Annotated in this window: 22 protein-coding genes; 9 read left to right on the top strand and 13 right to left on the bottom strand. The window is 70.2% G+C overall.

The window, feature by feature from the left end:
* Positions 1-152 precede the first annotated feature (152 nt).
* Positions 153-812, bottom strand: a complete 660-nt coding sequence (locus tag ACZ49B_RS02715; protein ID WP_468299726.1) for a DUF4190 domain-containing protein — start codon at positions 810-812, stop codon at positions 153-155.
* A 110-nt stretch (positions 813-922) separates the two neighbouring features.
* On the opposite strand from ACZ49B_RS02715, the gene ACZ49B_RS02710 reads away from it, so the two are divergent.
* From ACZ49B_RS02710 to ACZ49B_RS02700, 3 genes are all read left to right on the top strand, one after another.
* Positions 923-1948, top strand: a complete 1026-nt coding sequence (locus ACZ49B_RS02710) for an adenosine deaminase (protein WP_468299724.1) — start codon at positions 923-925, stop codon at positions 1946-1948.
* Positions 1949-1968: 20 nt separating this feature from the next.
* The gene (locus tag ACZ49B_RS02705; RefSeq protein ID WP_468299722.1) at positions 1969-2667 is read left to right on the top strand and encodes a glycerophosphodiester phosphodiesterase; all 699 of its coding nucleotides are present in this window, start codon (positions 1969-1971) and stop codon (positions 2665-2667) included.
* A 73-nt stretch (positions 2668-2740) separates the two neighbouring features.
* Positions 2741-3037: a hypothetical protein gene (locus tag ACZ49B_RS02700; RefSeq protein WP_468299720.1), complete on the top strand. Its 297-nt coding sequence runs from the start codon at positions 2741-2743 to the stop codon at positions 3035-3037.
* On the opposite strand, the gene ACZ49B_RS02695 is transcribed toward ACZ49B_RS02700, so the two are convergent.
* The 3 genes from ACZ49B_RS02695 to ACZ49B_RS02685 form a co-directional block, all read right to left on the bottom strand.
* The gene (locus ACZ49B_RS02695; protein ID WP_468299718.1) at positions 3004-3504 is read right to left on the bottom strand and encodes a hypothetical protein; all 501 of its coding nucleotides are present in this window, start codon (positions 3502-3504) and stop codon (positions 3004-3006) included. The two genes, ACZ49B_RS02700 and ACZ49B_RS02695, sit on opposite strands and share 34 nt — an antisense overlap.
* A 119-nt stretch (positions 3505-3623) precedes the next feature.
* Positions 3624-4802: an ABC transporter substrate-binding protein gene (locus tag ACZ49B_RS02690; protein WP_468299716.1), complete on the bottom strand. Its 1179-nt coding sequence runs from the start codon at positions 4800-4802 to the stop codon at positions 3624-3626.
* A 104-nt stretch (positions 4803-4906) separates the two neighbouring features.
* Positions 4907-6346 (bottom strand): gamma-aminobutyraldehyde dehydrogenase, encoded by a 1440-nt coding sequence (locus ACZ49B_RS02685; protein ID WP_468299714.1) that lies wholly within the window; start codon positions 6344-6346, stop codon positions 4907-4909.
* Positions 6347-6515: 169 nt separating this feature from the next.
* Between ACZ49B_RS02685 and ACZ49B_RS02680 the strand changes: the two genes are divergently transcribed.
* The 6 genes from ACZ49B_RS02680 (at position 6516) to ACZ49B_RS02655 (ending at position 12512) form a co-directional block, all read left to right on the top strand.
* Positions 6516-7019 carry an Lrp/AsnC family transcriptional regulator gene (locus ACZ49B_RS02680; RefSeq protein WP_030298396.1) on the top strand — a complete coding sequence of 168 codons (504 nt, stop codon included), beginning with the start codon at positions 6516-6518 and terminating at the stop codon, positions 7017-7019.
* 3 nt (positions 7020-7022) lie between these two features.
* Positions 7023-8384 carry an aspartate aminotransferase family protein gene (locus ACZ49B_RS02675; RefSeq protein ID WP_030298399.1) on the top strand — a complete coding sequence of 454 codons (1362 nt, stop codon included), beginning with the start codon at positions 7023-7025 and terminating at the stop codon, positions 8382-8384.
* Positions 8385-8568: 184 nt separating this feature from the next.
* Positions 8569-9330 carry an ABC transporter ATP-binding protein gene (locus ACZ49B_RS02670; protein WP_468299711.1) on the top strand — a complete coding sequence of 254 codons (762 nt, stop codon included), beginning with the start codon at positions 8569-8571 and terminating at the stop codon, positions 9328-9330.
* The gene (locus tag ACZ49B_RS02665; RefSeq protein ID WP_468299709.1) at positions 9312-10385 is read left to right on the top strand and encodes a hypothetical protein; all 1074 of its coding nucleotides are present in this window, start codon (positions 9312-9314) and stop codon (positions 10383-10385) included. The genes ACZ49B_RS02670 and ACZ49B_RS02665 overlap by 19 nt, the downstream gene beginning before the upstream one ends.
* 26 nt (positions 10386-10411) lie before the next feature.
* Positions 10412-11503: an LOG family protein gene (locus ACZ49B_RS02660; RefSeq protein ID WP_468299707.1), complete on the top strand. Its 1092-nt coding sequence runs from the start codon at positions 10412-10414 to the stop codon at positions 11501-11503.
* A 91-nt stretch (positions 11504-11594) separates the two neighbouring features.
* Positions 11595-12512, top strand: a complete 918-nt coding sequence (locus tag ACZ49B_RS02655) for a DMT family protein (protein WP_468299705.1) — start codon at positions 11595-11597, stop codon at positions 12510-12512.
* Positions 12513-12588: 76 nt separating this feature from the next.
* On the opposite strand, the gene ACZ49B_RS02650 is transcribed toward ACZ49B_RS02655, so the two are convergent.
* The 9 genes from ACZ49B_RS02650 to rpsB all read right to left on the bottom strand — a co-directional run bounded on the left by ACZ49B_RS02650 (position 12589) and on the right by rpsB (position 22459).
* Positions 12589-13620 (bottom strand): ABC transporter ATP-binding protein, encoded by a 1032-nt coding sequence (locus ACZ49B_RS02650; protein ID WP_468299702.1) that lies wholly within the window; start codon positions 13618-13620, stop codon positions 12589-12591.
* The gene (locus ACZ49B_RS02645; protein ID WP_468299700.1) at positions 13620-15236 is read right to left on the bottom strand and encodes an ABC transporter permease; all 1617 of its coding nucleotides are present in this window, start codon (positions 15234-15236) and stop codon (positions 13620-13622) included. The genes ACZ49B_RS02650 and ACZ49B_RS02645 overlap by 1 nt, the downstream gene beginning before the upstream one ends.
* Positions 15237-15307: 71 nt before the next feature.
* The gene (locus tag ACZ49B_RS02640) at positions 15308-16411 is read right to left on the bottom strand and encodes a thiamine ABC transporter substrate-binding protein (protein WP_468299698.1); all 1104 of its coding nucleotides are present in this window, start codon (positions 16409-16411) and stop codon (positions 15308-15310) included.
* 252 nt (positions 16412-16663) lie between these two features.
* A complete protein-coding gene (gene rlmN / locus ACZ49B_RS02635) occupies positions 16664-17776 on the bottom strand; it encodes a dual-specificity RNA methyltransferase RlmN (RefSeq protein ID WP_468299696.1) in 1113 nt (370 codons plus the stop codon).
* Between the two features lie 159 nt (positions 17777-17935).
* Positions 17936-19009 carry a phosphatidate cytidylyltransferase gene (locus tag ACZ49B_RS02630; RefSeq protein WP_468299695.1) on the bottom strand — a complete coding sequence of 358 codons (1074 nt, stop codon included), beginning with the start codon at positions 19007-19009 and terminating at the stop codon, positions 17936-17938.
* On the bottom strand, positions 19009-19566 hold the full coding sequence (frr, locus tag ACZ49B_RS02625) for a ribosome recycling factor (protein WP_030298420.1): 558 nt from the start codon (positions 19564-19566) through the stop codon (positions 19009-19011). The genes ACZ49B_RS02630 and frr overlap by 1 nt, the downstream gene beginning before the upstream one ends.
* Positions 19567-19651: 85 nt before the next feature.
* The gene (gene pyrH, locus ACZ49B_RS02620) at positions 19652-20431 is read right to left on the bottom strand and encodes a UMP kinase (protein ID WP_030162523.1); all 780 of its coding nucleotides are present in this window, start codon (positions 20429-20431) and stop codon (positions 19652-19654) included.
* A gap of 162 nt (positions 20432-20593) precedes the next feature.
* A complete protein-coding gene (gene tsf, locus ACZ49B_RS02615) occupies positions 20594-21430 on the bottom strand; it encodes a translation elongation factor Ts (RefSeq protein ID WP_468299692.1) in 837 nt (278 codons plus the stop codon).
* A gap of 135 nt (positions 21431-21565) precedes the next feature.
* Positions 21566-22459, bottom strand: a complete 894-nt coding sequence (gene rpsB, locus ACZ49B_RS02610) for a 30S ribosomal protein S2 (protein ID WP_468299690.1) — start codon at positions 22457-22459, stop codon at positions 21566-21568.
* Positions 22460-22505 lie beyond the last annotated feature (46 nt).

Below are 22505 nucleotides of genomic sequence, written 5' to 3'. Positions count from 1 at the left end.
GGGTATGAGGGCTGTGGGGGGGGTGGCGGTGGGGGCGGTTGGCGCTCGAGCGACGGGCGGGGGGGGGGCGGCCCCCCCCCCCCCCCCCCCCCCCCTGTGCCGTGTGGCCGTGTCGCCGTGTGCTGGGCAGCCCGTCGCCCGCGGCCCGTGCGTCAGACGTTCTCGCGGATCCGCGTCGGCGAGGCCGGGCTGTCGAAGTCGGAGTCGCTGTCCGGGTCACCGAGCAGGACCCCGGCGATCACGAGCGCGATCATCAGAATGCTGATCAGGATGCTGACCGAGCCCAGGATGATGCCGGCGAGTGCCATCGGGCCGTTGTCGGCCTCACCACGCCGGGCCTTGCCGCGGCCCAGGGCGCCGAAGATGACCGCCGGGACTCCGAACAGGACACCCAGGTAGCAGGTGACCACCCCGATGATGCCGAGGACGAGGGCGGTGACCCCGAAGCCGTTGCTCATCTGCCGGTAGGCGGGGTACCCGGGGTACCCCTGATAGCCCGGGTAGCCGTACGCCGGCTGCGCGGGCGGCGGTCCGGGGTACGCGTAGCCACCGGGATCCGGCTGCGCCGGGTACCCGTACGCGGGCGGCAGCGTCGGGGCGGGCTCGGGCAGGGGCGCCGGAGTCTGCATCGGCGTCGGCCCCGGTATCTGCGCCGGCGGGAAGTCGGCCCCCGGCATCCCCGCGATCGTGGGCTGGTCGTGCACGGACGGCGAACCCGACACGCCCGGTGTGGCCTGCGGTTTGCCGAGTTCCACCGCCGGCCGCTCCGGCGGCGCCCACGGGTCCCTCGGCTCGGGGCTCTGATCGGTCATGCGGCGCCCCCCTCTCGTACGGCCATGCTAAGCGCTGCCGCCGACAGTCCCGGAGCTGCCTACGATGAAGCCCGATCTGTCCGCACCCGCGTCCTCCCGGAGGCTCCCTCATGCCCGACCTGACCCCCTTCATCGCAGGGCTGCCCAAGGCGGAACTCCATGTCCACCACGTCGGTTCGGCCTCCCCGCGCATCGTCGCCGAACTCGCCTCCCGCCACCCCGACTCCAAGGTCCCCACCGATCCCGAGGCACTCGCCGACTACTTCACGTTCACCGACTTCGCGCACTTCATCGAGGTCTACCTCTCCGTCGTCGACTTGGTCCGCACCCCCGACGACGTCCGCACCCTGACGTTCGAAGTCGCCCGCGACATGGCCCGGCAGAACATCCGTTACGCCGAGCTGACCATCACCCCGTACTCCTCCACCCGTCGCGGCATCGACGAGAAGGCCTTCATGGAGGCCATCGAGGACGCCCGCAAGGCGGCCGAGACCGAGCTCGGCGTCATCCTGCGCTGGTGCTTCGACATCCCCGGCGAGGCCGGCCTGGAGGCCGCCGCCGAGACCGCGCGCCTCGCCGTCGAACTGCACCCGGAGGGCCTGGTCTCCTTCGGCCTCGGCGGGCCCGAGATCGGCGTCCCGCGCCCCCAGTTCAAGCCGTACTTCGACGCCGCCCGGGCCGCGGGCCTGCACAGCGTGCCGCACGCCGGCGAGACCACCGGACCGGAGACCATCTGGGACTCGATCCGCGACCTCGGCGCCGAGCGCATCGGCCACGGCACCAGCGCCACCCAGGACCCGGAGCTCCTCGCGTACCTCGTCGAGCACCGGATCGCGCTCGAGGTCTGCCCGACCTCCAACATCGCCACGCGCGCGGTGACCGACCTGGACCGGCACCCCGTCAAGGAGATGGTGCAGGCGGGCGTGCTCGTCACCATCAACAGCGACGACCCGCCGATGTTCGGCTCGGACCTCAACAACGAGTACGCGGTCGCCGCGCGGCTGCTCGACCTCGACGAGCGCGGGCTCGCACAGCTGGCCAAGAACGCCGTCGAGGCCTCCTTCCTGGACGAGGCCGGCAAGGCGAAGATCAGCGCGGAGATTGACACGTACACCGACGCCTGGCTGGCGCGCTGACGCCTGCGGACAATGGGTCCATGCGCACCCTGACTGTCGTAGGCCACCGCGGCGACCCCTACCGTGCCCGCGAGAACACCCTGCACTCGATCCGCTCGGCCTTCGCTCGCGGAGCGGACGCGGTCGAGGTCGACGTACGGCTGACCCGCGACGGGGAGGCGGTCCTGCTCCACGACGAGACGCTCCAGCGGCTGTGGGGCCACGACGTGCGGCTCGATGCCGTCACGGCACCGCAGCTGAAGGAGTTGACGGACGGTGGGATCCCGACGCTGCGCCAGGCTCTGACGGCGGCGGGTGCGGGCCGGCTGATGATCGACCTGCCGGGTGCGACGCCCGAATCCGTACGGACGGTCGTCGGCCAGGTCAGGGAGTGCGGGGCGCGCGAGCGTACGTACTACAGCGCGGGGCCGGACACCATGCTGGCCGTGCGCGCCGCCGATCCGGGCGCCGAGATCGCGCTGACCTGGACCACGCTGGCGCCGCCGCGCCGGGTGCTGATCGACGCGGTGGCGCCGACCTGGCTCAACTACCGCTTCGGGCTGGTCAGCCGGGAACTGACGGACGCCCTGCACCGGGACGGCCTGCTCGTCTCGGCCTGGACGGCGGACACCAGGCGGACGATGCGCAGGCTGGTCGCGGCCGGGGTGGACTCGGTCACCACCAACCGGGTGGACGCGCTGGCCGGCGTACGGGCCGAGTTCGGGCTGCCCGGCCGGTGATACACGCCCGGGGGAGCGGATCCGGCGGGCGGATCCGCGGTGGCAGCACCTGGGGCTGACGCTGCTGGTGCAGGTGGCGACGACGATTCCGTTCGTCGTGCCCCGCGATCCGCTGGTTTCGCCGGCGACCTGGCCGGCGTACCTGCTGACCACGCTGGGCAACGCGCCGCTGGAGATGAAGCAGTTCGTGCTGCCGGACGGCACGGTGGTCTACGGCAGGACGGGCTCCCGGTACGGCTACGGCACCGTGATCGGCGGGGCGCGCGATCTCTCGCGCACCCTCGTCCACTCGGTCAACTCCACCGACACCAAGGGCCAGGACGTGAACAAGGTGGCTTACGGGACCGTCGCGGCGGCCTTCGCCCGGTAGCCGTCGGTCGGCAGTGCCTCGAGGCGCTTGATCATGCGGCGGAGCGCCAGCAGGGGTACGACCCCGAAGACGCCGAACGACATGTCGATGACGCTCCACCCGAAGGGGATGCCCCGGATGGGGCCGCAGATCAGGGCCAGGGGGATCACGCCGGCGCAGGCGATCATGCCGGCTTCGACGATCCAGATGTTGCGGACGGGGTCGCGGTGGACCCCGTAGAAGAAGACCGCGATCACCAGGTGGGCGAAGGCGAGCCAGTCGGTGCCGTAGAGGAGGAAGGGATAGTCCGCGTCGGCCCGGTCCAGCCCCTCCCCCACCCGCCGCAGCCAGGTGTGGGACACGAGGGAGTTGGCCCAGTGCAATTCGCTGACCAGGGGGAAGGCGGTGAGACCGCTGAGCACGAGGCAGACGATGAACAGGACCAGCCAGGCACGGATCCGCCGCTGAAGGGCGCTTCTCTCGCTCATGGAAAGAAGCGTACGCCTATTTCTGAACACGTTCAGCCAATTCTCTGAACGCGTTCAGTTCTGTGGCGGGACCGTGATCATTCGACTCCGCCCGGCACCAGGCGCTCGACGCTCGGCGCTCAGAGACCGACGATGGCGTTCCAGCGCTGGGCGAGGGAGCGGCGCTCGGCCGAGGAGATGTCGCGGGCCACGACGAGCCGCTTGCGCATCTCCCCGTCCGGGAAGATCAGCGGGTTCTCGGCGAGTTCGGCGGTCTCTTTGTCGTCGGAGCCGGCCAGCACGTCGCGGGCGGCCGGGACCGGGCAGACGTAGTTGACGGCGGCGGCGAGCTCGGCGGCCACCTCGGGGGCGTAGTAGTAGTCGACCAGGGCCTCGGCGTTGGCCTTGTGCCGGGCCAGGTTGGGGACGAGCAGGCTCTCCGCCCAGAGCTCGGCGCCCTCCTCCGGTACCACGAACTCGATGTCGGGGTTGTCGGCCTGGAGCTGGATGGCGTCGCCGGAGTACGCCTGGCAGGCCAGGACGTCGCCCTTGCTCAGATCGGAGGTGTAGTCGTTGCCGGTGAAGCGGCGGATGTGCTTCTTCTTCACCATGCTCTCCACCTGGTCGCACATCCGATGGAAGTCGGACTCGGTCCACCGGGTCACGTCCACGCCGTCACCCTGCATCAGCAGGGCGAAGGACTCGTCCAGACCCGAGAAGAGGGTGACCTTGCCCGCCAGGTCCGGGTGCCACAGGTCCTTGACGGACTTGATCTCCCGGCCCAGCGCCTTGCGGTTGTAGGCGATGCCGGTGATCCCCGACTGCCACGGGACGGTGTGCAGGCGGCCCTCGTCGAAGGCGGGGGACTTCAGCTGCGGGTCCAGGTGGGCGGTCACGTTGGGCTGCGCCGACCGGTCCATCTTCTGGGCCCAGCCCAGGTGGACGAAGCGGGCGGCCATCCAGTCGCTGACCACCACCAGGTCGTGGCCGGTCTCCTGGTGGTTCATCAGGGCCGGACTGACCTTGCCGAAGAACTCGTCGTTGTCGTTGATCTCCTCGGTGTACCGGACCTCGATGCCGGTCTTCTCCGAGAAGGCGTCCAGCGTGGGACGGCGCTCCTCGTCCTCGTCATCGGTGTCGATGTACAGGGGCCAGTTGGAGAAGGCGACCCGCTTGTCCCGGCCGGAGCGGTCCTGGCCTCCCCGACGGTCCTCGGGGACGTAGGCGGCGGGCACACCGCAGCCGGTGAGGGCCGCGAACAGGCCGGCGGCACCGAGGCCGCGCAGTGCCGCGCGGCGGGAGAAGGCGAGTTCAGGCATGGGCAAAGCCTCGGGGAACAGAAAGGGGCGGGCAATAGACACATTGTCTACTGCCCGCCCTCTCAAGCTCCTTCGGTGATCGATGCGATCTCCGTGGAGAAAGATCAGCCGTCGAGCGAGGTCATCACGTGCTTGATGCGCGTGTAGTCCTCGAAGCCGTAGGCGGAGAGGTCCTTGCCGTAGCCGGACTTCTTGAAGCCGCCGTGGGGCATCTCGGCGACGAGCGGGATGTGGGTGTTGATCCACACGCAGCCGAAGTCGAGGTTCTTGGACATGCGCATCGCGCGGCCGTGGTCCTTGGTCCACACGGAGGAGGCGAGGGCGAACTCGACGCCGTTCGCGAACTCCAGGGCCTGGGCCTCGTCCGTGAAGGACTGGACGGTGATGACGGGGCCGAAGACCTCGTTCTGGATGATCTCGTCGTCCTGCTTGAGGCCCGAGACCACGGTCGGGGCGTAGAAGTAGCCCTTCTCCCCGACCTGGTGGCCGCCCGCCTCGACCTTGGCGTGCGCCGGGAGGCGGTCGATGAAGCCCGCGACCTGCTTGAGCTGGTTCGGGTTGTTCAGCGGGCCGTAGAGCACGTCCTCGTCGTCCGGCTGGCCGGTCTTGGTGTCGGCCGCGGCCTTGGCCAGCGCGCTCACGAACTCGTCGTGGATGGACTCGTGCACGAGCACGCGGGTCGCGGCGGTGCAGTCCTGGCCGGCGTTGAAGTAGCCGGCGACCGCGATGTCCTCGACGGCCTTCGGGATGTCGGCGTCCTCGAAGACCACGACCGGGGCCTTGCCGCCGAGCTCCAGGTGGACGCGCTTGACGTCCTTCGAGGCGCTCTCGGCGACCTGCATGCCCGCGCGCACCGAGCCGGTGATGGAGGCCATCGCCGGGGTGGAGTGCTCGACCATGGCCTTGCCGGTCTCACGGTCGCCGCAGACGACGTTGAAGACGCCCTTGGGCAGGACCGAGTCGATGATCTCGGCCATCAGGACGGTGGAGGCCGGGGTGGTGTCCGAGGGCTTGAGCACCACGGTGTTGCCCGCGGCGATGGCCGGGGCGAACTTCCACACGGCCATCATCATCGGGTAGTTCCACGGCGCGACCTGGGCGCATACGCCGACCGGCTCGCGGCGGATGATCGAGGTCATCCCGTCCATGTACTCGCCGGCCGAGCGGCCCTCGAGCAGGCGGGCCGCACCCGCGAAGAAGCGGATCTGGTCCACCATCGGCGGCAGCTCCTCGCTGGCCGTGAGGCCCAGCGGCTTGCCGGTGTTCTCCGACTCGGCGGCCACGAGCTCCTCCGCGCGCGCCTCGAAGGCGTCCGCGATCTTGAGCAGGGCCTTCTGCCGCTCGGAGGGGGTGGTGTCGCGCCACCCCGGGAAAGCGGCCGCGGCAGCGGCCATGGCGGCGTCGACATCGGCCTGGCCGGAGAGCGGGGCGGTGGCGTACACCTCGCCGGTGGCGGGGTTGACCACCTCGGTGGTCCGCCCGTCGGCGGCGTCCTTGAACTCTCCGCCGATGTAGTTGCGCAGACGACGCAGTTCGGTGGTCACTCCAGCCACACTCCTGATCACATGTCCAACGATTGAGACGAATCCCAATCTTAGCCCCTAGGCGGACGCTTTCGGCAGGGCCAGATGCCACGAACTACGAAATCAGTGAGATCCAAGTCCCCAGACGACGGATTTCATCGATTCCGTCTTGCGGAACAGACGACTCCTCGTGCACAGTGAGGTCGTGGTCAGTCGAAGCGCAGATTCCAGGAACAGACAACCGTCCCCTTCGGTCGATGCTGTGTCCCTGGCGATCATCGAGCAACTGCAGGAGGACGGACGCCGTCCGTACGCGGCGATCGGCAAGGCCGTCGGCCTGTCGGAGGCAGCCGTGCGCCAGCGCGTGCAGAAGCTGCTCGACCAGGGCGTCATGCAGATCGTCGCCGTCACCGACCCGCTCACCGTGGGCCTGCGGCGCCAGGCCATGGTCGGCATCAACGTCGAGGGAGACCTCGACCCGGTGGCCGACGCACTGACCCAGATGGCCGAGTGCGAGTACGTGGTCATGACCGCGGGCTCGTTCGACCTGATGGTGGAGATCGTCTGCGAGGACGACGACCACCTGCTGGAGACGATCAACAAGAAGATCCGCGCGCTCCCCGGCGTGCGATCAACCGAAAGCTTCGTTTATCTGAAGCTGAAGAAGCAGACCTACATGTGGGGAACTCGATAGCCCGTGAGCCAGGACCTCTCCAAGACCGCGTACGACCACCTGTGGATGCACTTCACCCGCATGTCGTCGTACGAGAACTCCCCCGTCCCCACCATCGTGCGGGGTGAGGGCACTTACATCTTCGACGACAAGGGCAAGCGCTACCTGGACGGTCTCGCCGGACTGTTCGTGGTCAACGCCGGTCACGGCCGCAAGGAACTGGCCGAAGTCGCCTACAAGCAGGCCCAGGAACTCGCGTTCTTCCCCATCTGGTCGTATGCCCACCCCCAGGCGGTCGAGCTGGCCGAGCGCCTCGCCGGCTACGCCCCGGGCGACCTGAACAAGGTCTTCTTCACCACGGGTGGCGGCGAGGCCGTCGAGACCGCGTGGAAGCTCGCCAAGCAGTACTTCAAGCTGCAGGGCAAGCACACCAAGTACAAGGTCATCTCCCGCGCGGTCGCCTACCACGGCACCCCGCAGGGCGCGCTGTCCATCACCGGCCTGCCGGCCCTGAAGGCCCCCTTCGAGCCGCTGGTCCCCGGCGCGCACAAGGTGCCGAACACCAACATCTACCGCGCCCCGATCTACGGCGACGATCCCGAGGCCTTCGGCCGCTGGTGCGCCGACCAGATCGAGCAGGAGATCCTGTTCGAAGGCGCCGACACCGTCGCCGCCGTGTTCCTCGAGCCGGTGCAGAACGCCGGCGGCTGCTTCCCGCCGCCGCCCGGGTACTTCCAGCGGGTCCGCGAGATCTGCGACGAGTACGACGTGCTCCTCGTCTCCGACGAGACGATCTGCGCCTTCGGCCGCCTCGGCACGATGTTCGCCTGTGACAAGTTCGACTACGTCCCGGACATGATCACCTGCGCCAAGGGCATGACCTCGGGTTACTCCCCGATCGGTGCCTGCATCGTCTCGGACCGCATCGCCGAGCCGTTCTACAAGGGCGGCAACACCTTCCTGCACGGCTACACCTTCGGCGGACACCCGGTGTCCTCCGCGGTGGCGCTCGCCAACCTCGACATCTTCGACAAGGAAGGCCTCAACCAGCACGTGCTGGACAACGAGGACGCCTTCTTCTCGACGCTGAAGAAGCTGCACGACCTGCCCATCGTCGGCGACGTCCGCGGCAACGGCTTCTTCTACGGCATCGAGCTCGTCAAGGACAAGGTCACCAAGGAGTCCTTCACGGACGAGGAGACCGAGCGCGTGCTCTACGGCTTCCTCTCCAAGGCACTCTTCGAGAACGGCCTGTACTGCCGTGCCGACGACCGTGGCGACCCGGTCATCCAGCTGGCCCCGCCGCTGATCGCGGACCAGGGCACCTTCGACGAGATCGAAGGCATCCTGCGCTCGGTGCTCACCGAGGCGTGGACCAAGCTGTAAAGAGCAGCGCGGCAAAGAGCAGTAAATAGTCCGAACCACACGGCCCGGATCCTCCGTTCGAGTGAGAACGCGGGGGTCCGGGCCGTGTGCTGTCACCATCCAAGGCATTCATCTCTTTACATCTCAGTGCGGCGCCAGTGACCGAACCGGTTCCGCTTCGTTCCCCCGGACGGAGGTGTACGCCATGGTGGCTCCACCGGACAACGCCCCACCGGACAATGACGTCCTCTGGGCACGGTCCGTTCACTACTCCCACAGCGGTTCACCCGGCCTCATCGGGGTCTCGGTCGGCGTCCGCCAGGGCGAGATCCTGGCCCTGACCGGCCCGCGCGGCAGCGGGAAGACCACGCTGCTGCGCTGCCTGGCCGGACACGTGGTGCCGGAGCAGGGCGAGATCTGGTTCAACAGCGTGCCCGTCCACACCATGGGCGCGCCGGCCCGCGAACGGCTGCGCCGCGACCGGTTCGGCTGGATCGGCCCCGAGCCCCTGCTGCTGCCCGAGCTCAAGGTCTGGGAGAACGCCGCCCTGCCCCTGCTGATCGCCGGGGCCTCCCACCGCACCGCCAAGGCCGCCGCCTGCGAATGGCTGGACCGCCTCGACATCGGCGGCTTCGCCCGCAAGCGCCCCCGTGCCCTGACCCACGCCGAATCCCAGCGGGTGGCCCTCGCCCGGGCCCTGGTCAACGAGCCCGCCGTGGTCTTCGCCGACGAACCCACCGCCCCGCTGCACCGCGCCGAGCGCGCCCTGCTGCTCCGTACGCTCACCACCGCGGCCCGCTCGCACGAGATCACCGTGGTGCTGGCCACCCACGACGAGGAGACCGCGGCCGTCGCCGACCGCCGGGTCGCGCTGCTCGACGGCCGCCCCGCCGGGACCGCGGCCGCCGTCGGCGGTGTGTCCGACGAGACCCCGGAGGGCCAGGCCGCGTGCTCGCTCTCCGCCTAGCCCGCGGCTCCCGCCCGCTCGTCCAGCTGCGCCGGCTGCTGGTCGCCGCCGCCTGCGCCGGCACCGGTTTCCTCCTGCTGTTCGTGCTGGCCGAGGCCACCGTCCGGCCTGCCGGATCGTTCCCGCGCCTGCTGTGGGCCCTGGTCCCGCTCGCCGTCACCGTGCAGTTCGCGGTCGCCGTCGCACGGACCGACCCCGCGACCCGGCCCCGCGAGGGGATGGACGCCGTCGGGCTGGGCCCCGTACGGCTCGCCCTCGTCGCGGCGGTCTCCACGGCCGTCTCGTGCACCCTGGGCAGCGCCGTGGCCCTGGTCGCCTTCCTCCATCTGCGGGGCGACGTCACCGGCCTGCCGTTCGACGGGGCCGGGGCCCGCCTGCTGCACGCCGACCGGCCGCTGCCCGTGGCGGCCGCCCTCACCCTGCTGGCCCTGGTGCCGCTGGCCGCCTCGGCCGCCACGGCGTTCGCCCTGCGCCCGCATCCGCCGCTGGCCCCGCAGACCGGCCTGCCCTGGGGCATCGCCCTCACCGCCTGCGGATTGGCGGTCGAGGCGTACACCGGCCTCGGCGGCCTCGGCATGGCGGCCGGCTGGGCACTCACCGCCGTCGGGCTCTCGCTCGCCGGCCCGGGGCTGGCCTACGCCTGCGGAGCGCTGGTGCAGGCGGTCCGCCCGGGCGCCGTGCGGCTGCTGGCCGGGCGCACCCTCCAGGAGGAGGCGCCCCGGCTGGGCCGTCCGCTCGGCCTGCTGTGCGCGGTCGGCGCGGGCGCCCTCACCGCCGCTGCCCTGCGCGACGAGGACGGCTTCCCCGTCCCGCTGGGCCCGCTGACCGGGCCGGCCTGCGCCCTGGTCGCGCTGTGCGTGGCCGCGACCCTGCTCACCTGCGCCTTCGAGGTCCGCCAGGACCGCTCCGACACCCGCGCGACCCTGCGCGACCTGGGCACTCCGGGCACGGTCCTGCGTACGGCCGCGACCCTGCGGGCCACCGCGCTGCTGGCCGTGTGCGCACCGGTCGTGTGGGGTGTGGCGCAGCTGACGTCGCTGGCGTTGACCCGCTGATACAAGCAGCCCTTAGGGTGGGCCGAATGGTCAACGCAGACATCGAGATCGAGACGCTCGCCGAATTCGACCAGGTCGTGGCCCGCGGCTCGCTCAGCGGCTACCGGATCCAGTCGGTCAACCTGCTGGAGCGTACGTTCGCCCTGCTGTCCGCCGACACCTCCGCGGCCGTCTTCCTGGGCTGCGCGATGGAGCCCGACGCGGCGGCCAAGGTGCGCGCGGACGGCGCGCTGGTCTTCCCGCCGGTGCCGGACCTGCCCTTCAACCCGTACCGCGGTCTGCTGTACACCGCCGACGAGCTGTTCGCGGGGCTGTCCGCCGGCTACGACGCCACCCCTGACGCCCAGTCGTACGCCTGGTTCCAGGAGACCAAGGCGGACGGCGACGTCTTCTCCTCGATGCTGCGGTCCATCCACGACGACGCGATCTCCGACGCCCTCGACGAACAGCTCGCCGGTGCCCGCGTGGTCGGCGTCATGGGCGGCCACGCCATGGCCCGCGGCGGCCTGGACTACCAGGGCGCGGCCGAACTCGGCCGGGAGCTGACCCGGTCCGGGCTGACGGTCGCCACCGGCGGCGGCCCCGGCGCGATGGAGGCGGCCAACCTCGGCGCCTACCTGGCGGCCGCTCCGGACCACGCTCTTGCGGAGGCCCTGGAGATCCTGGCCAAGGCCCCGTCCTTCGCGCCCTCGGTGTCCGACTGGGCGCAGGCGGCGTTCGCCGTACGGGACCGCTGGCCCGCCGGCGGCGACTCGGTGGGGATCCCCACCTGGTTCTACGGGCACGAGCCGCCGAACGCCTTCGCCGGCCACATCGCCAAGTACTTCGCGAACGCCACCCGGGAGGACGGGCTGCTCGCCCGGTCCACCGCGGGCGTCGTCTTCCTGCCGGGCGCCGCGGGCACCCTGCAGGAGATATTCGACAACGCCACGCCGAACTACTACGAGTCGCGGGGCGAGCCGACGCCGATGGTGCTGGTCGGGCGTACGCACTGGACCGAGCACCTGCCGGCGTGGCCGCTGCTCCAGGCGCTGGCGCGCGGCCGTGCGATGGAGTCCCGGATCGCGCTGGTCGACTCGGTGGCCGAGGTCCCCGCCGTACTCGCTTCGATGAAATGAGTGACGGGCCGAGGCAACTTCCCGGCCCGATCGCACGTCTGCCATAGGTAATCAAAGTGCAAAACCCTGCCAGACGTGAACGGAGCCCTCGGTGCTCATAGGCCTGCTGACCGCGATCGCGGCATCCATCTGCTACGGCACGGGATCCGTCCTGCAAGCCGTCGGCTCGCGCCGGGCGGCCCGGATGTCCCCGGCCGCCGCCGGGGTGACCGCGCACGGCGGCCCGAACCTCTCGTCCACCGCGAAAGCGGCGATGACGTGGGAGTTCATCGTCGGCACCATCCTGGACTTCGTCGGCTTCGGGCTGGGCGCGCTCGCCGCCCGCCTGCTGCCCCTGTTCCTCTCCCAGACGGTGATCAGCGCCAACCTGGTGATCACCGCCGTGCTGAGCGTGAAGATGCTGGGCATCCGGCTGACCCGGAAGGAATGGACCTCGATCGGGGTCGTCTGCGCGGCGCTGGTGCTGCTGGCGACGGCGGCGGGCCACGAGGGCGGTCACCACGCCCCGATGTCCACGCACTGGTGGCTGTTCGCCGTGACCCTGCTGATCATCGCGGGCGGCACGGTGGCCGTACGCCTCCTGGGGGCGCGGGCCGCGATCCTGGCGGGTCTGCTGTCGGGCCTGGCCTTCGGCGCGCTCGGCGTCGGCGTCCGGATCCTCGACGGGATCGACCCGTTCGACCTGGGCAAGCTGCTCGCCGACCCGGCCCTCTACGCCATCCTGCTGGCCGGCGTCGGCGGCATGTACCTGCACACCGTCGCCCTCCAGATCGGCTCGGTGAACGGCGCGACGGCCGCGCTGGTCGTCGGCGAGACCGTCCTGCCGGGTGCGATCGGCGTCCTGTGGCTGGGCGACGCATCGCGGCCTGGCCTGGCGTGGCTGGCGGTCCTCGGCTTCGTCCTGGCCGTCACGGGCGCGGTGGCCGTCGCCTGGTACGGCAACCACGACGGCGCGGAAACCCCGGCCGAAGACACCACCCCGGCCGAATCCACCCCCGCCGGCGTCTGAGGCCTTTCAGCCCGTCCGGCTCTTGAGGAGCGAAACGCTGGCAGGCCGGAAGTAGGGGACGAGCCCCGCGCAGCAGCTACGCCGTCGGGAGGACGACCACCTCGGCCGGGGCGAAGGACACCGTGACCCGGTCCCCCACGGCCGGGGCCCCCGCCAGCCCGCACTCCGCCTCCAGCTGCGGCCCCGCCTCCGGCCGCAGCAGCAGCGCGACATGCGTCCCCCGGAACGTCCGCGAGACCACCTCGCAGCCCAGCCCCTGCTCCGCCAAGACCACCCCGGCGGGCCGGATCAGCAGCCTGTGCTCACCGTCAGGGGAGCCGGCCGGAACCGGCACCCGGCCCCAGGCGGTCAGCGCGGCCCCGCCCGACACCACCGCCGGGACCACGTTCTCGAACCCGAGGAACCGCGCCACGAACTCCGAGGCCGGCCGCTGCCAGACCTCCAGCGGGGTCCCGGCCTGGGCGATCCGCCCGTCCTGCATCACCACCACCCGGTCGGCCAGGGCGAAGGCCTCCCCCTGGTCGTGGGTGACGGCCAGCACGGTGGTCCCGAGGCGGGAGAACAGCCCCCGCAGCTCCACCACCAGCCGCTCGCGCAGCCCCCGGTCCAGCTGTCCCAGTGGTTCGTCCAGCATCAGCAGCCGCGGTGAGGGGGCCAGCGCCCGGGCCAGGGCGACCCGCTGCTGCTCACCGCCCGACAGGGAGGACACGGACCGACCCTGCGCTCCGGGGAGCCCGACCAGCTCCAGCAGTTCGGCGACCCGCCCCTCGCAGGCCCCTCGGCCGGAGCCCCTCATGCGCAGCCCGAACGCGACGTTCCCGCCCACGTCCCGGTGCGGGAACAGCTGGTGGTCCTGGAACATCAGGCCCACCCCGCGCCGGTGCACGGGCACCCGCACCTGGTCCGCACCTCCGAGCAGGACCCGCCCGGCGGAGACCGGCTGGAGCCCGGCGACGACCCGCAACAGCGTGGACTTGCCGCTCCCGCTCGGCCCGAGCACGCACACGATCTCGTGCTCGGCGACCGCGAGATCCACGGAGTCCAGCACGTCGACGACGGCACGCTCGCCGAAGCGGACCGACACCCCGGCCAGTTCGAGCAACGTCATCAGAACTCTCCCGAGGTCTTGTCGGGGCGCAGCCGCTCCAGCACCAGCAGGGACACGGCGCACACCAGCATCAGAATCGTGCTCAGGGCCATCGCCTGCCCGTAGTTGAGCTCACCCGCCCGCCCCAGCAGCCGCGCCACGGCCACCGGCAGCGTCGGACGGTCGGGCCGCGCGATGAAGACGGTCGCCCCAAACTCCCCCAGCGAGACGGCGAAGGCGAACCCGGCCGCGATCAGCAGCGCCCGCCGCACCAGCGGCAGGTCCACCTCCCGCCAGGCCCGCAGCGGCGACGCGCCGAGCACGGCGGCGGCCTCGCGCAGCCGGGCGTCCACCGCGCGCAGCACCGGCAGCATGGTCCGTACGACGAAGGGCACGCCCACCAGCGCCTGGGCCAGCGGCACCAGGATCCACGAGGTCCGCAGGTCCAGCGGCGGCTCGTCCAGGGTGATCAGGAAGCCGAAGCCGACCGTCACCGCCGACACCCCCAGCGGAAGCATCAGCAGCGCATCGAACCCGCGCACGAACCGCCCCCCGCGCCGGGTCAGTGCCGCGGCCGCGAGCCCCCCGATCAACAGGGCGATGGCGGTGGCGGCGAGTGCGTACTGCAGGGAGTTCCAGATCGCCTCCAGCGGTGGCACCAGGAACGTTCCGCCGCCCGCGCCCGCGTCCTGCAGCGCCCGGTAGAAGCCGAACCCGTACCCGCCCGGCGCGTCGAAGGACCGCTCCACCAGCACCAGCAGCGGGGCCACGATCAGCAGCGCCACCGTCAGCAGCACCCCGCCCAGCAGGGCGCGCTGGCCCGGCCCGCTCGGCCGGTGTGCGGTCCGCGCCGGGTCCACCAGCCGCAGGGCGGTCTCCCGCCGGCGGACGGTCCGGGCGTGGATGGCGAGGATCAGGCCGACCGCCACGAACTGCACCATCGTGAGGACCGCGGCCGTCGGCAGGTCCAGCAGCTGCGCGGTCTGCCGGTAGACCTCCACCTCGAGGGTGGCGTACGAGGGCCCGCCCAGGATCTGCACGACGCCGAAGGAGGTGAAGGTGAACAGGAACACCATCAGCGAGGCGGCGGCCACGGCCGGCCCGAGCGCGGGCAGCGTCACCCGCCGCCAGGCGGCGAACCGCCCGGCGCCCAGCACCCGGGCGGCCTCCTCCTGGCGCGGGTCGAGCTGCGCCCAGAGTCCGCCGACCGTCCGTACGACGACGGCGTAGTTGAAGAAGACGTGCGCGAGCAGGATCGCCCACACGGTGGTGTCCAGCCGGACGCCCCACAGCTCGTCCAGCAGTCCGCCCCGCCCGACCAGCGCCAGGAAGGCCGTGCCGACCACCACCGTCGGCAGCACGAACGGGACCGTGACCACCGCCCGCAGCAGTTGTTTGCCGGGGAACTCGAAGCGCGCGAAGACGTACGCGCCGGGGAGTGCGATCAGGAGCGTGAGCGCCGTGGACGCGAGCGCCTGCCAGGTGGTGAACCAGAGGACGTCGGCGATGTCGGGCCGGGCCAGCACCTCGCCGATCCGGCCGAACTGCCAGCCGTCCTCGGTCTTGATCCCGCGGCCGACGATCGCGGCGACGGGATAGGCGAAGAACAGCCCGAAGAAGGCGAGCGGTACGGCCATCAGGGCGAGCCTGACGGCTGTACCGCGTACGCCCTCCTTCACAGGAGTGCCCTCGCGTGCGCTCTCGCGTCCTACTTCACGACCAGCGAGGACCATGTCTTGACCCACTGCTCACGGTTCTTGGCGATGGTCTCCGGAGTGACGTTCTCCGGCTTCTCGATGACCACGCCGTGCTTCGTGAACAGCTCCGGCAGCTTCGCGTCCTTGACCACCGGGTTCACGAACATCTGGAGCGGCATGTCCTCCTGGAACTTCTTGCTCACCAGGAAGTCGAGGAGCGCCTTGCCGCCCTCCTCGTTCTTCGCGCCCTTGAGCAAGCCCGCGAACTCGACCTGGCGGAAGCAGGTACCGGTGGAGACGCCCGTGGGTGCCTCGGCCGGCTGCGGCTCGCCGTACAGGACCTCGACCGGCGGGCTGGAGGCGTAGGAGACGACCAGCGGGCGGTCGCCCTTGGCCTTCTTGCCGCCCGCGGAGCCCGAGAAGCGCTCGTTGTAGGCCTGCTCCCAGCCGTCGACGACCTCGACGCCGTTGGCCTTGAGCTTGGTCCAGTAGTCCTTCCAGCCGTCCTCGCCGTACTTGCCGACGGAGGCGAGGAGGAAGCCGAGGCCCGGCGAGGAGGTCGCCGCGTTCTCGGTGACCAGCAGGTTCTTGTACTCCGGCTTGATCAGGTCGTCCAGCGTCTGCGGCGGGGCGAGCTTCTTGTCGGCGAAGTACGCCTTGTCGTAGTTGACGCAGATGTCGCCGGAGTCGATCGGGGTGACCCGGTGCTCCTTGTCGAGCACGTACTCGGGCTTCACGTCGGCCAGGCCCTTGGCCTCGTACGGCGTGAAGATCCCGTTGTCGAGGGCGCGCGAGAGGAGCGTGTTGTCGACACCGAAGAAGACGTCGCCGCGCGGGGAGCCCTTGGTGAGGATCTCCTGGTTGAGGGCGGCGCCCGCGTCCCCGGACTTCAGGACCTTGACGGTGTAGCCGCTCTGCTGCTCGAACTCCTTGAGGACCGTGTCGGTCACGTTGAAGGAGTCGTGGGAGACGAGCGTGACCGTCTTGGACTTCGGCGTCTCGCTCGCGCCGTCCCCGGCCTTGTCCTTGGCGTCTCCGCCGCCGCAGGCGCTGAGCGTGGCGACGCCGAGCGCGGCCGCGAGCGCTGCGCCCGCGAACTTCTTGGTGGTGCTCACTGGTGATTCCTCCTGGGATGACCAGGAGAAGACGCGGCCCTGCCCGGCGCTCAGTGCGAGCGGTCGCCGGGCAGGGCGCAACAGCTTGAGTGATGACCGAACTTCCTACCCCGAATGACCGGGGCGAGGTTCAGAGGGTCTGCGGATGACGGTTACCGCACTCTCAGCGCTGTGGCGCTCCCCTGTCGGAATATGCAATTGGTTCGGCCACAGGGTACCCCGTGGCCGAACCGGGTCGGAGGAAACCGCAGGTTAGCGCTCCGAGGCCGCCAGCTGGCCACACGCGCCGTCGATCTCCTGGCCGCGGGTGTCACGGACGGTCACCGGCACGCCGTGGCGGGCGATGGCCTCCACGAAGGCCTTCTCGTCCTCGGGACGCGAAGCCGTCCACTTCGAGCCCGGCGTCGGGTTCAACGGGATCAGGTTGACGTGGACACGCTTGCCCTTGAGCAGTCGCCCGAGGAGGTCGCCGCGCCAGGCCTGGTCGTTGATGTCGCGGATCAGCGCGTACTCGATGGAGATCCGGCGGCCGGACTTCTCGGCGTACTCCCATGCCGCGTCGAGGACCTCGCGGACGTTCCAGCGGGTGTTCACGGGGACGAGGGTGTCGCGCAGCTCGTCGTCCGGCGCGTGCAGCGAGACCGCGAGGCGGCACTTGAAGCCCTCGTCGGCGAACCGCAGCATCGCCGGGACCAGGCCGACGGTGGAGACGGTGATCCCGCGCTGCGACAGGCCCAGGCCGTCGGGCTCGGGGTCGGTGAGGCGGCGGATGGCGCCGACGACGCGGTTGTAGTTGGCCAGCGGCTCGCCCATGCCCATGAAGACGATGTTGGAGAGCCGGGCCGGGCCGCCCGGGACCTCGCCGTCGCGCAGCGCGCGCATGCCGTCGACGATCTGGTGGACGATCTCGGCGGTGGACAGGTTGCGGTCCAGGCCCGCCTGGCCGGTGGCGCAGAACGGGCAGTTCATGCCGCAGCCGGCCTGCGAGGAGATGCACATGGTGACCCGGTCGGGGTAGCGCATCAGCACGGACTCGACGAGCGTGCCGTCGTGCAGCTTCCACAGGGTCTTGCGGGTGGTGTCGTCGTCGCACGAGATGTGCCGGATGACGTTCATCAGCTCGGGGAGCAGCTCCTGCTGGAGCTTCTCGCGGGAGCCCGCCGGGATGTCGGTCCACTCGGCCGGGTCGTGCGCGTACCGGGCGAAGTAGTGCTGCGAGAGCTGCTTGGCCCGGAAGGGCTTCTCACCGATCGCGGCGACCGCCTCGCGCCGCTCCTCGGGCGTGAGGTCGGCGAGATGCCGGGGCGGCTTCTTGGCTCCGCGAGGGGCGACGAAGGTGAGCTCTCCCGGGACGGGGCGGGCCATGGCAGGTACTCCTCGTAAGACGAAAGGCGCGCCGCAGAAGCAGCGCGCCTTTCAAGAGTAACCGCCCGGACCCACCCGAAGCTTTCGTACGTACGTCGCCCCTGCTCAGCGGGGCCCCCTGGTGAACCGCCCGCCGACCGGAACCCGCGGAGGCCGGTTTCAGCCCGTGCCGACGAAGGCCGCGAGCAGCAGCCACACCACCGGAGCGGTCGGCAGCAGGGAGTCGAGCCGGTCCATGATGCCGCCGTGGCCCGGCAGCAGCGTGCCCATGTCCTTGATGCCCAGGTCCCGCTTGATCATCGACTCGCCGAGGTCGCCCAGCGTGGCGCTGACCGCGACGGCGAGACCGAGCAGCAGGCCCTGCCACCAGGCGCCGCCGTCGATCAGGAACTCCATGCACAGCGCGCCGGCCGCCATTGCGAAGGCCACCGCGCCGAACAGCCCCTCGCGGGTCTTGCCGGGGCTGATGCGCGGCGCCAGCTTGTGCTTGCCGAACCGCCAGCCCACCGCGTAGGCCCCGGTGTCGCTGACCACGGTCAGGACCAGGAAGGTGACCACCCGCTGCGGGCCGTCGTCGGCGGTGAGCAGCATCGCGACGAAGGTGGCCAGGAAGGGCACGTAGAACGCCGCGAAGACGCCCGCGGTGACGTCCTTGAGGTAGTCCTCGGGCGGTTCGGTCATCCGCCAGACCAGGACCGCCAGCGCGGTCAGGGCCATGGCCACCCAGGCACCCTCGGCCCCGCGGACGTATCCGGCGATGACCATGGCGGCGCCGCCGACCGCGAGCGGGACGAGCGGCGCCTTGATGCCCTTCTTCTCCTGGAGCCGGGAAGTGAGCTCCCACAGGCCCACGACGACCGCGACGACGATGACGCCGACGAAGACCGCCTTCACGATGAACAGCGAAGCGAAGATCACCGCGCCGAGGCCGACGCCGACCCCTATGGCGGCACGCAGGTCTCGCCCCGCCCGCTTCTTCGGCGGGGGCGAGGCGTCCTGCGGTGCCTGCGAGGGCGGAGGCGGGGGGCTGGGCATGGGCTCCTGCGGCGGCGTCTCGGCGCGGAACGGGGGGCCGCCGTCGGCGGCGGCCCCCCGATCGCGTGCTTCCCGGTCGTCGAAGTCACGGCCGGCGGCATCGGGCACGATGGGCATGGGCCGAGTGTGCGGGCCCACCAGCGCATCGTATGCGGGACCCGCCGGAACCTGCTCCGTGGCCCAGGGAGAGTCGTTCATCAGACCTCGAGGAGCTCGGCTTCCTTGTGCTTGAGCAGCTCGTCGACCTGCGCCACGTACTTCGCGGTGGTGTCGTCGAGCTCCTTCTCCGCGCGCCGCACCTCGTCCTCGCCGGACTCCTTGTCCTTGACGAGCTTGTCGAGGGCGTCCTTCGCCTTGCGGCGGATGGAGCGGATCGAGACCTTGGAGTCCTCGGCCTTGGTGCGCGCGACCTTGATGTACTCCTTGCGGCGGTCCTGCGTCAGCTCGGGGAAGGTCACCCGGATGATATTGCCGTCGTTGCTGGGGTTGACGCCCAGGTCGGAGTCGCGGATGGCCTGCTCGATGTTGCGCAGGGCGCTCTTGTCGAACGGGGTCACGATCGCCATGCGCGGCTCGGGCACCGAGAAGGACGCGAGCTGGTTGATGGGGGTGATGGCGCCGTAGTAGTCGGCCACGATCTTGTTGAACATCGCCGGGTGCGCGCGACCGGTGCGGATCGCGGCAAAGTCTTCCTTGGCGACGACGACGGCCTTCTCCATCTTCTCCTCGGCCTCGAGGAGGATTTCTTCGATCACCACGTGCTCCTGCATGTCAGATTTGGATGGTTCAGGCGGGCGGGGCGGGCTCGGCCCAGGAGGGCCGGGCCCGGCGTCGGGACGCTCAGGCCCGGGTGCCCTGGTCGCTCACGAGCGTGCCGATCTTCTCACCCTTGACGGCGCGGGCGATATTGCCCTCGGCGAGCAGTTCGAAGACCAGGATCGGCAGCTTGTTGTCGCGGCACAGCGTGATGGCGGTGGCATCGGCGACCTTGAGGTCGCGGGAGAGCACCTCGCTGTACTCCAGCGCGTCGAACTTCACCGCGTCGGGGTTCTTCTTCGGGTCGGAGTCGTAGACCCCGTCGACGCCGTTCTTGCCCATGAGCAGGGCCTCGGCGTCGATCTCCAGGGCGCGCTGGGCGGCCGTGGTGTCGGTGGAGAAGTACGGCATGCCCATGCCGGCGCCGAAGATGACGACGCGGCCCTTCTCCAGGTGGCGTACGGCGCGCAGCGGGATGTACGGCTCCGCGACCTGGCCCATGGTGATGGCGGTCTGCACGCGGGAGTCGATGCCTTCCTTCTCCAGGAAGTCCTGGAGGGCGAGGCAGTTCATGACGGTGCCGAGCATGCCCATGTAGTCGGACCGCGCACGGTCCATGCCCCGCTGTTGCAGTTCGGCGCCGCGGAAGAAGTTTCCGCCGCCGATCACGACGGCGATCTCCGCGCCGTCACGGACCACCGCGGCGATTTCGCGCGCGATGGCATGGACGACGTCGGGGTCGACGCCCAGTCCTCCACCACCGGAGAAGGCTTCGCCCGACAGCTTCAGCATGAAGCGGCGGCCCTTCTTGTCGTGGTCGCTCTTGTCGTCGGAAGCGGTGTGGGGGTCCACGCCCTGATTCATGGAGATCTCCTCGTGCACATACGAAGAAGGCCATTGCCGGTGGGTCCTCGCGGTTCCCTCTACGGCAATGGCCTCCTCGTCAGATCTGCGGTCGTTCCGCGCGCGGGCGGACGACTGCTTCAGACCCTACCGGGGTCCGGTGTCCGTCGTGTACGGACGGACTCAGATGCCGACCTTGATGCGCGTGAAGCGCTTCAGGGTGACACCGGCCTCGTCCAGGACCTTCTGGACGGACTTCTTGTTGTCCAGGGCGTACGCCTGGCCGAGCAGCGTGGCGTCCTTGAAGAAGCCGTTGACGCGACCCTCGACGATCTTCGCGATGGCAGCCTCGGGCTTGCCCTCCGCGCGGGTGACCTCTTCGGCGATGCGGCGCTCGGACTCGACCTTGTCGGCCGGGACGTCCTCGGCGGAGAGCCACTGCGGGGCGAACGCGGCGATGTGCTGCGCGACACCGCGGGCGACCTCGGCGTTCTCCTTGTCGAGCTCGACCAGGACGCCGATCTGGAACGGCAGGTCGGGCATGGTGCGGTGCATGTACGCCGTGACGTAACCGCCGGAGAACTGCGCGAAGCGGTCCAGGACGATCTTCTCGCCCAGGTTCGCGTTCGCCTCGTCCACGAAGGCGGTGACGGTCTTGCCGGGCTCGATCTCGGACGCGAGCAGCGCCTCGATGTCGGCCGGGGAGGTGGCGGCGACGTGCGCGGCCAGCTGGTTGGCGACGGCCAGGAACTTCTCGCCCTTGGCGACGAAGTCCGTCTCGCACTTCAGCTCGACGATGACACCGGAGGTGTTGTCGTCGGCGATGAGGGAGACGACGGCACCGTTCTCGGCAGAACGGCCCTCGCGCTTGGCGACGCCCTTCTGACCCTTGATACGGAGCGCTTCCTGGGCCTTGTCGACGTCACCGTCGGCGTCCACGAGCGCGTTCTTGCAGTCCAGCATGCCGGCGCCGGTGAGCTCGCGGAGCTTCTTGACGTCAGCGGCGGTGTAGTTCGCCATGAGTCTGTGATTCTCTCTCGAAGTCGTAGATCTACGGGTGAACGGCGGAGGCGCCGCGCTTGTGGCGCGGCTCCCCCGCCGTCATCGTCCGTGCTGCGAGTGCCCGGCGTATGAACGCCGGGCGCTCTCAGTGGGTCAGGCCTGCTCGGCGTCGGCGGCCGGGGCCTCGACAGCCTCGGCGGCGGGGGCCTCGGCGGCCGGAGCCTCGACAGCGGCCTCGGCCGGAGCGGCCTCGGCGTCGTCAGCCTTCTTCTCGCCCTCGAGCAGGTCGCGCTCCCACTCGGCGAGCGGCTCGGCGGCGGCCTTCTCGCCCGGCTTCGAGTCACCGGTCGCAGCGCCGGAGCGGGCGATGAGGCCCTCGGCGACGGCGTCGGCGATCACGCGGGTGAGCAGGGTGACGGAACGGATCGCGTCGTCGTTGCCCGGGATCTTGTAGTCGACCTCGTCGGGGTCGCAGTTGGTGTCGAGGATCGCGACGACCGGGATGTGGAGCTTGCGCGCCTCACCGACGGCGATGTGCTCCTTCTTGGTGTCGACGATCCAGACGGCGCTGGGAACCTTCGACATCTCGCGGATACCACCGAGGGTCTTCTCCAGCTTGGTCTTCTCGCGGGAGAGGACCAGGAGCTCCTTCTTGGTGAGACCCGAGGCGGCGACGTCCTCGAAGTCGATCGCCTCAAGCTCCTTCAGACGCTGGAGGCGCTTGTAGACGGTGGAGAAGTTGGTGAGCATGCCACCCAGCCAGCGCTGGTTGACGTACGGCATACCAACGCGCGTCGCCTGCTCGGCGATGGCCTCCTGGGCCTGCTTCTTGGTACCGACGAACATGATGGAGCCGCCGTGGGCAACGGTCTCCTTGACGAACTCGTAGGCGCGGTCGATGTACGACAGCGACTGGAGCAGGTCGATGATGTAGATGCCGTTGCGCTCGGTGAAGATGAAGCGCTTCATCTTCGGGTTCCAGCGACGGGTCTGGTGACCGAAGTGGACGCCGCTTTCCAGCAGCTCCCGCATCGTAACGACGGCCATGGCCATCTCCTTGGTTTTCTCGGTTTGGTTCCTGACGCCCCACCGC

The sequence above is a fragment of the Streptomyces sp. NPDC031132 genome (assembly GCF_055570595.1).
Note: the sequence above shows the minus strand (reverse complement) of the source record. Positions and strands in the feature narration are given on the sequence as shown.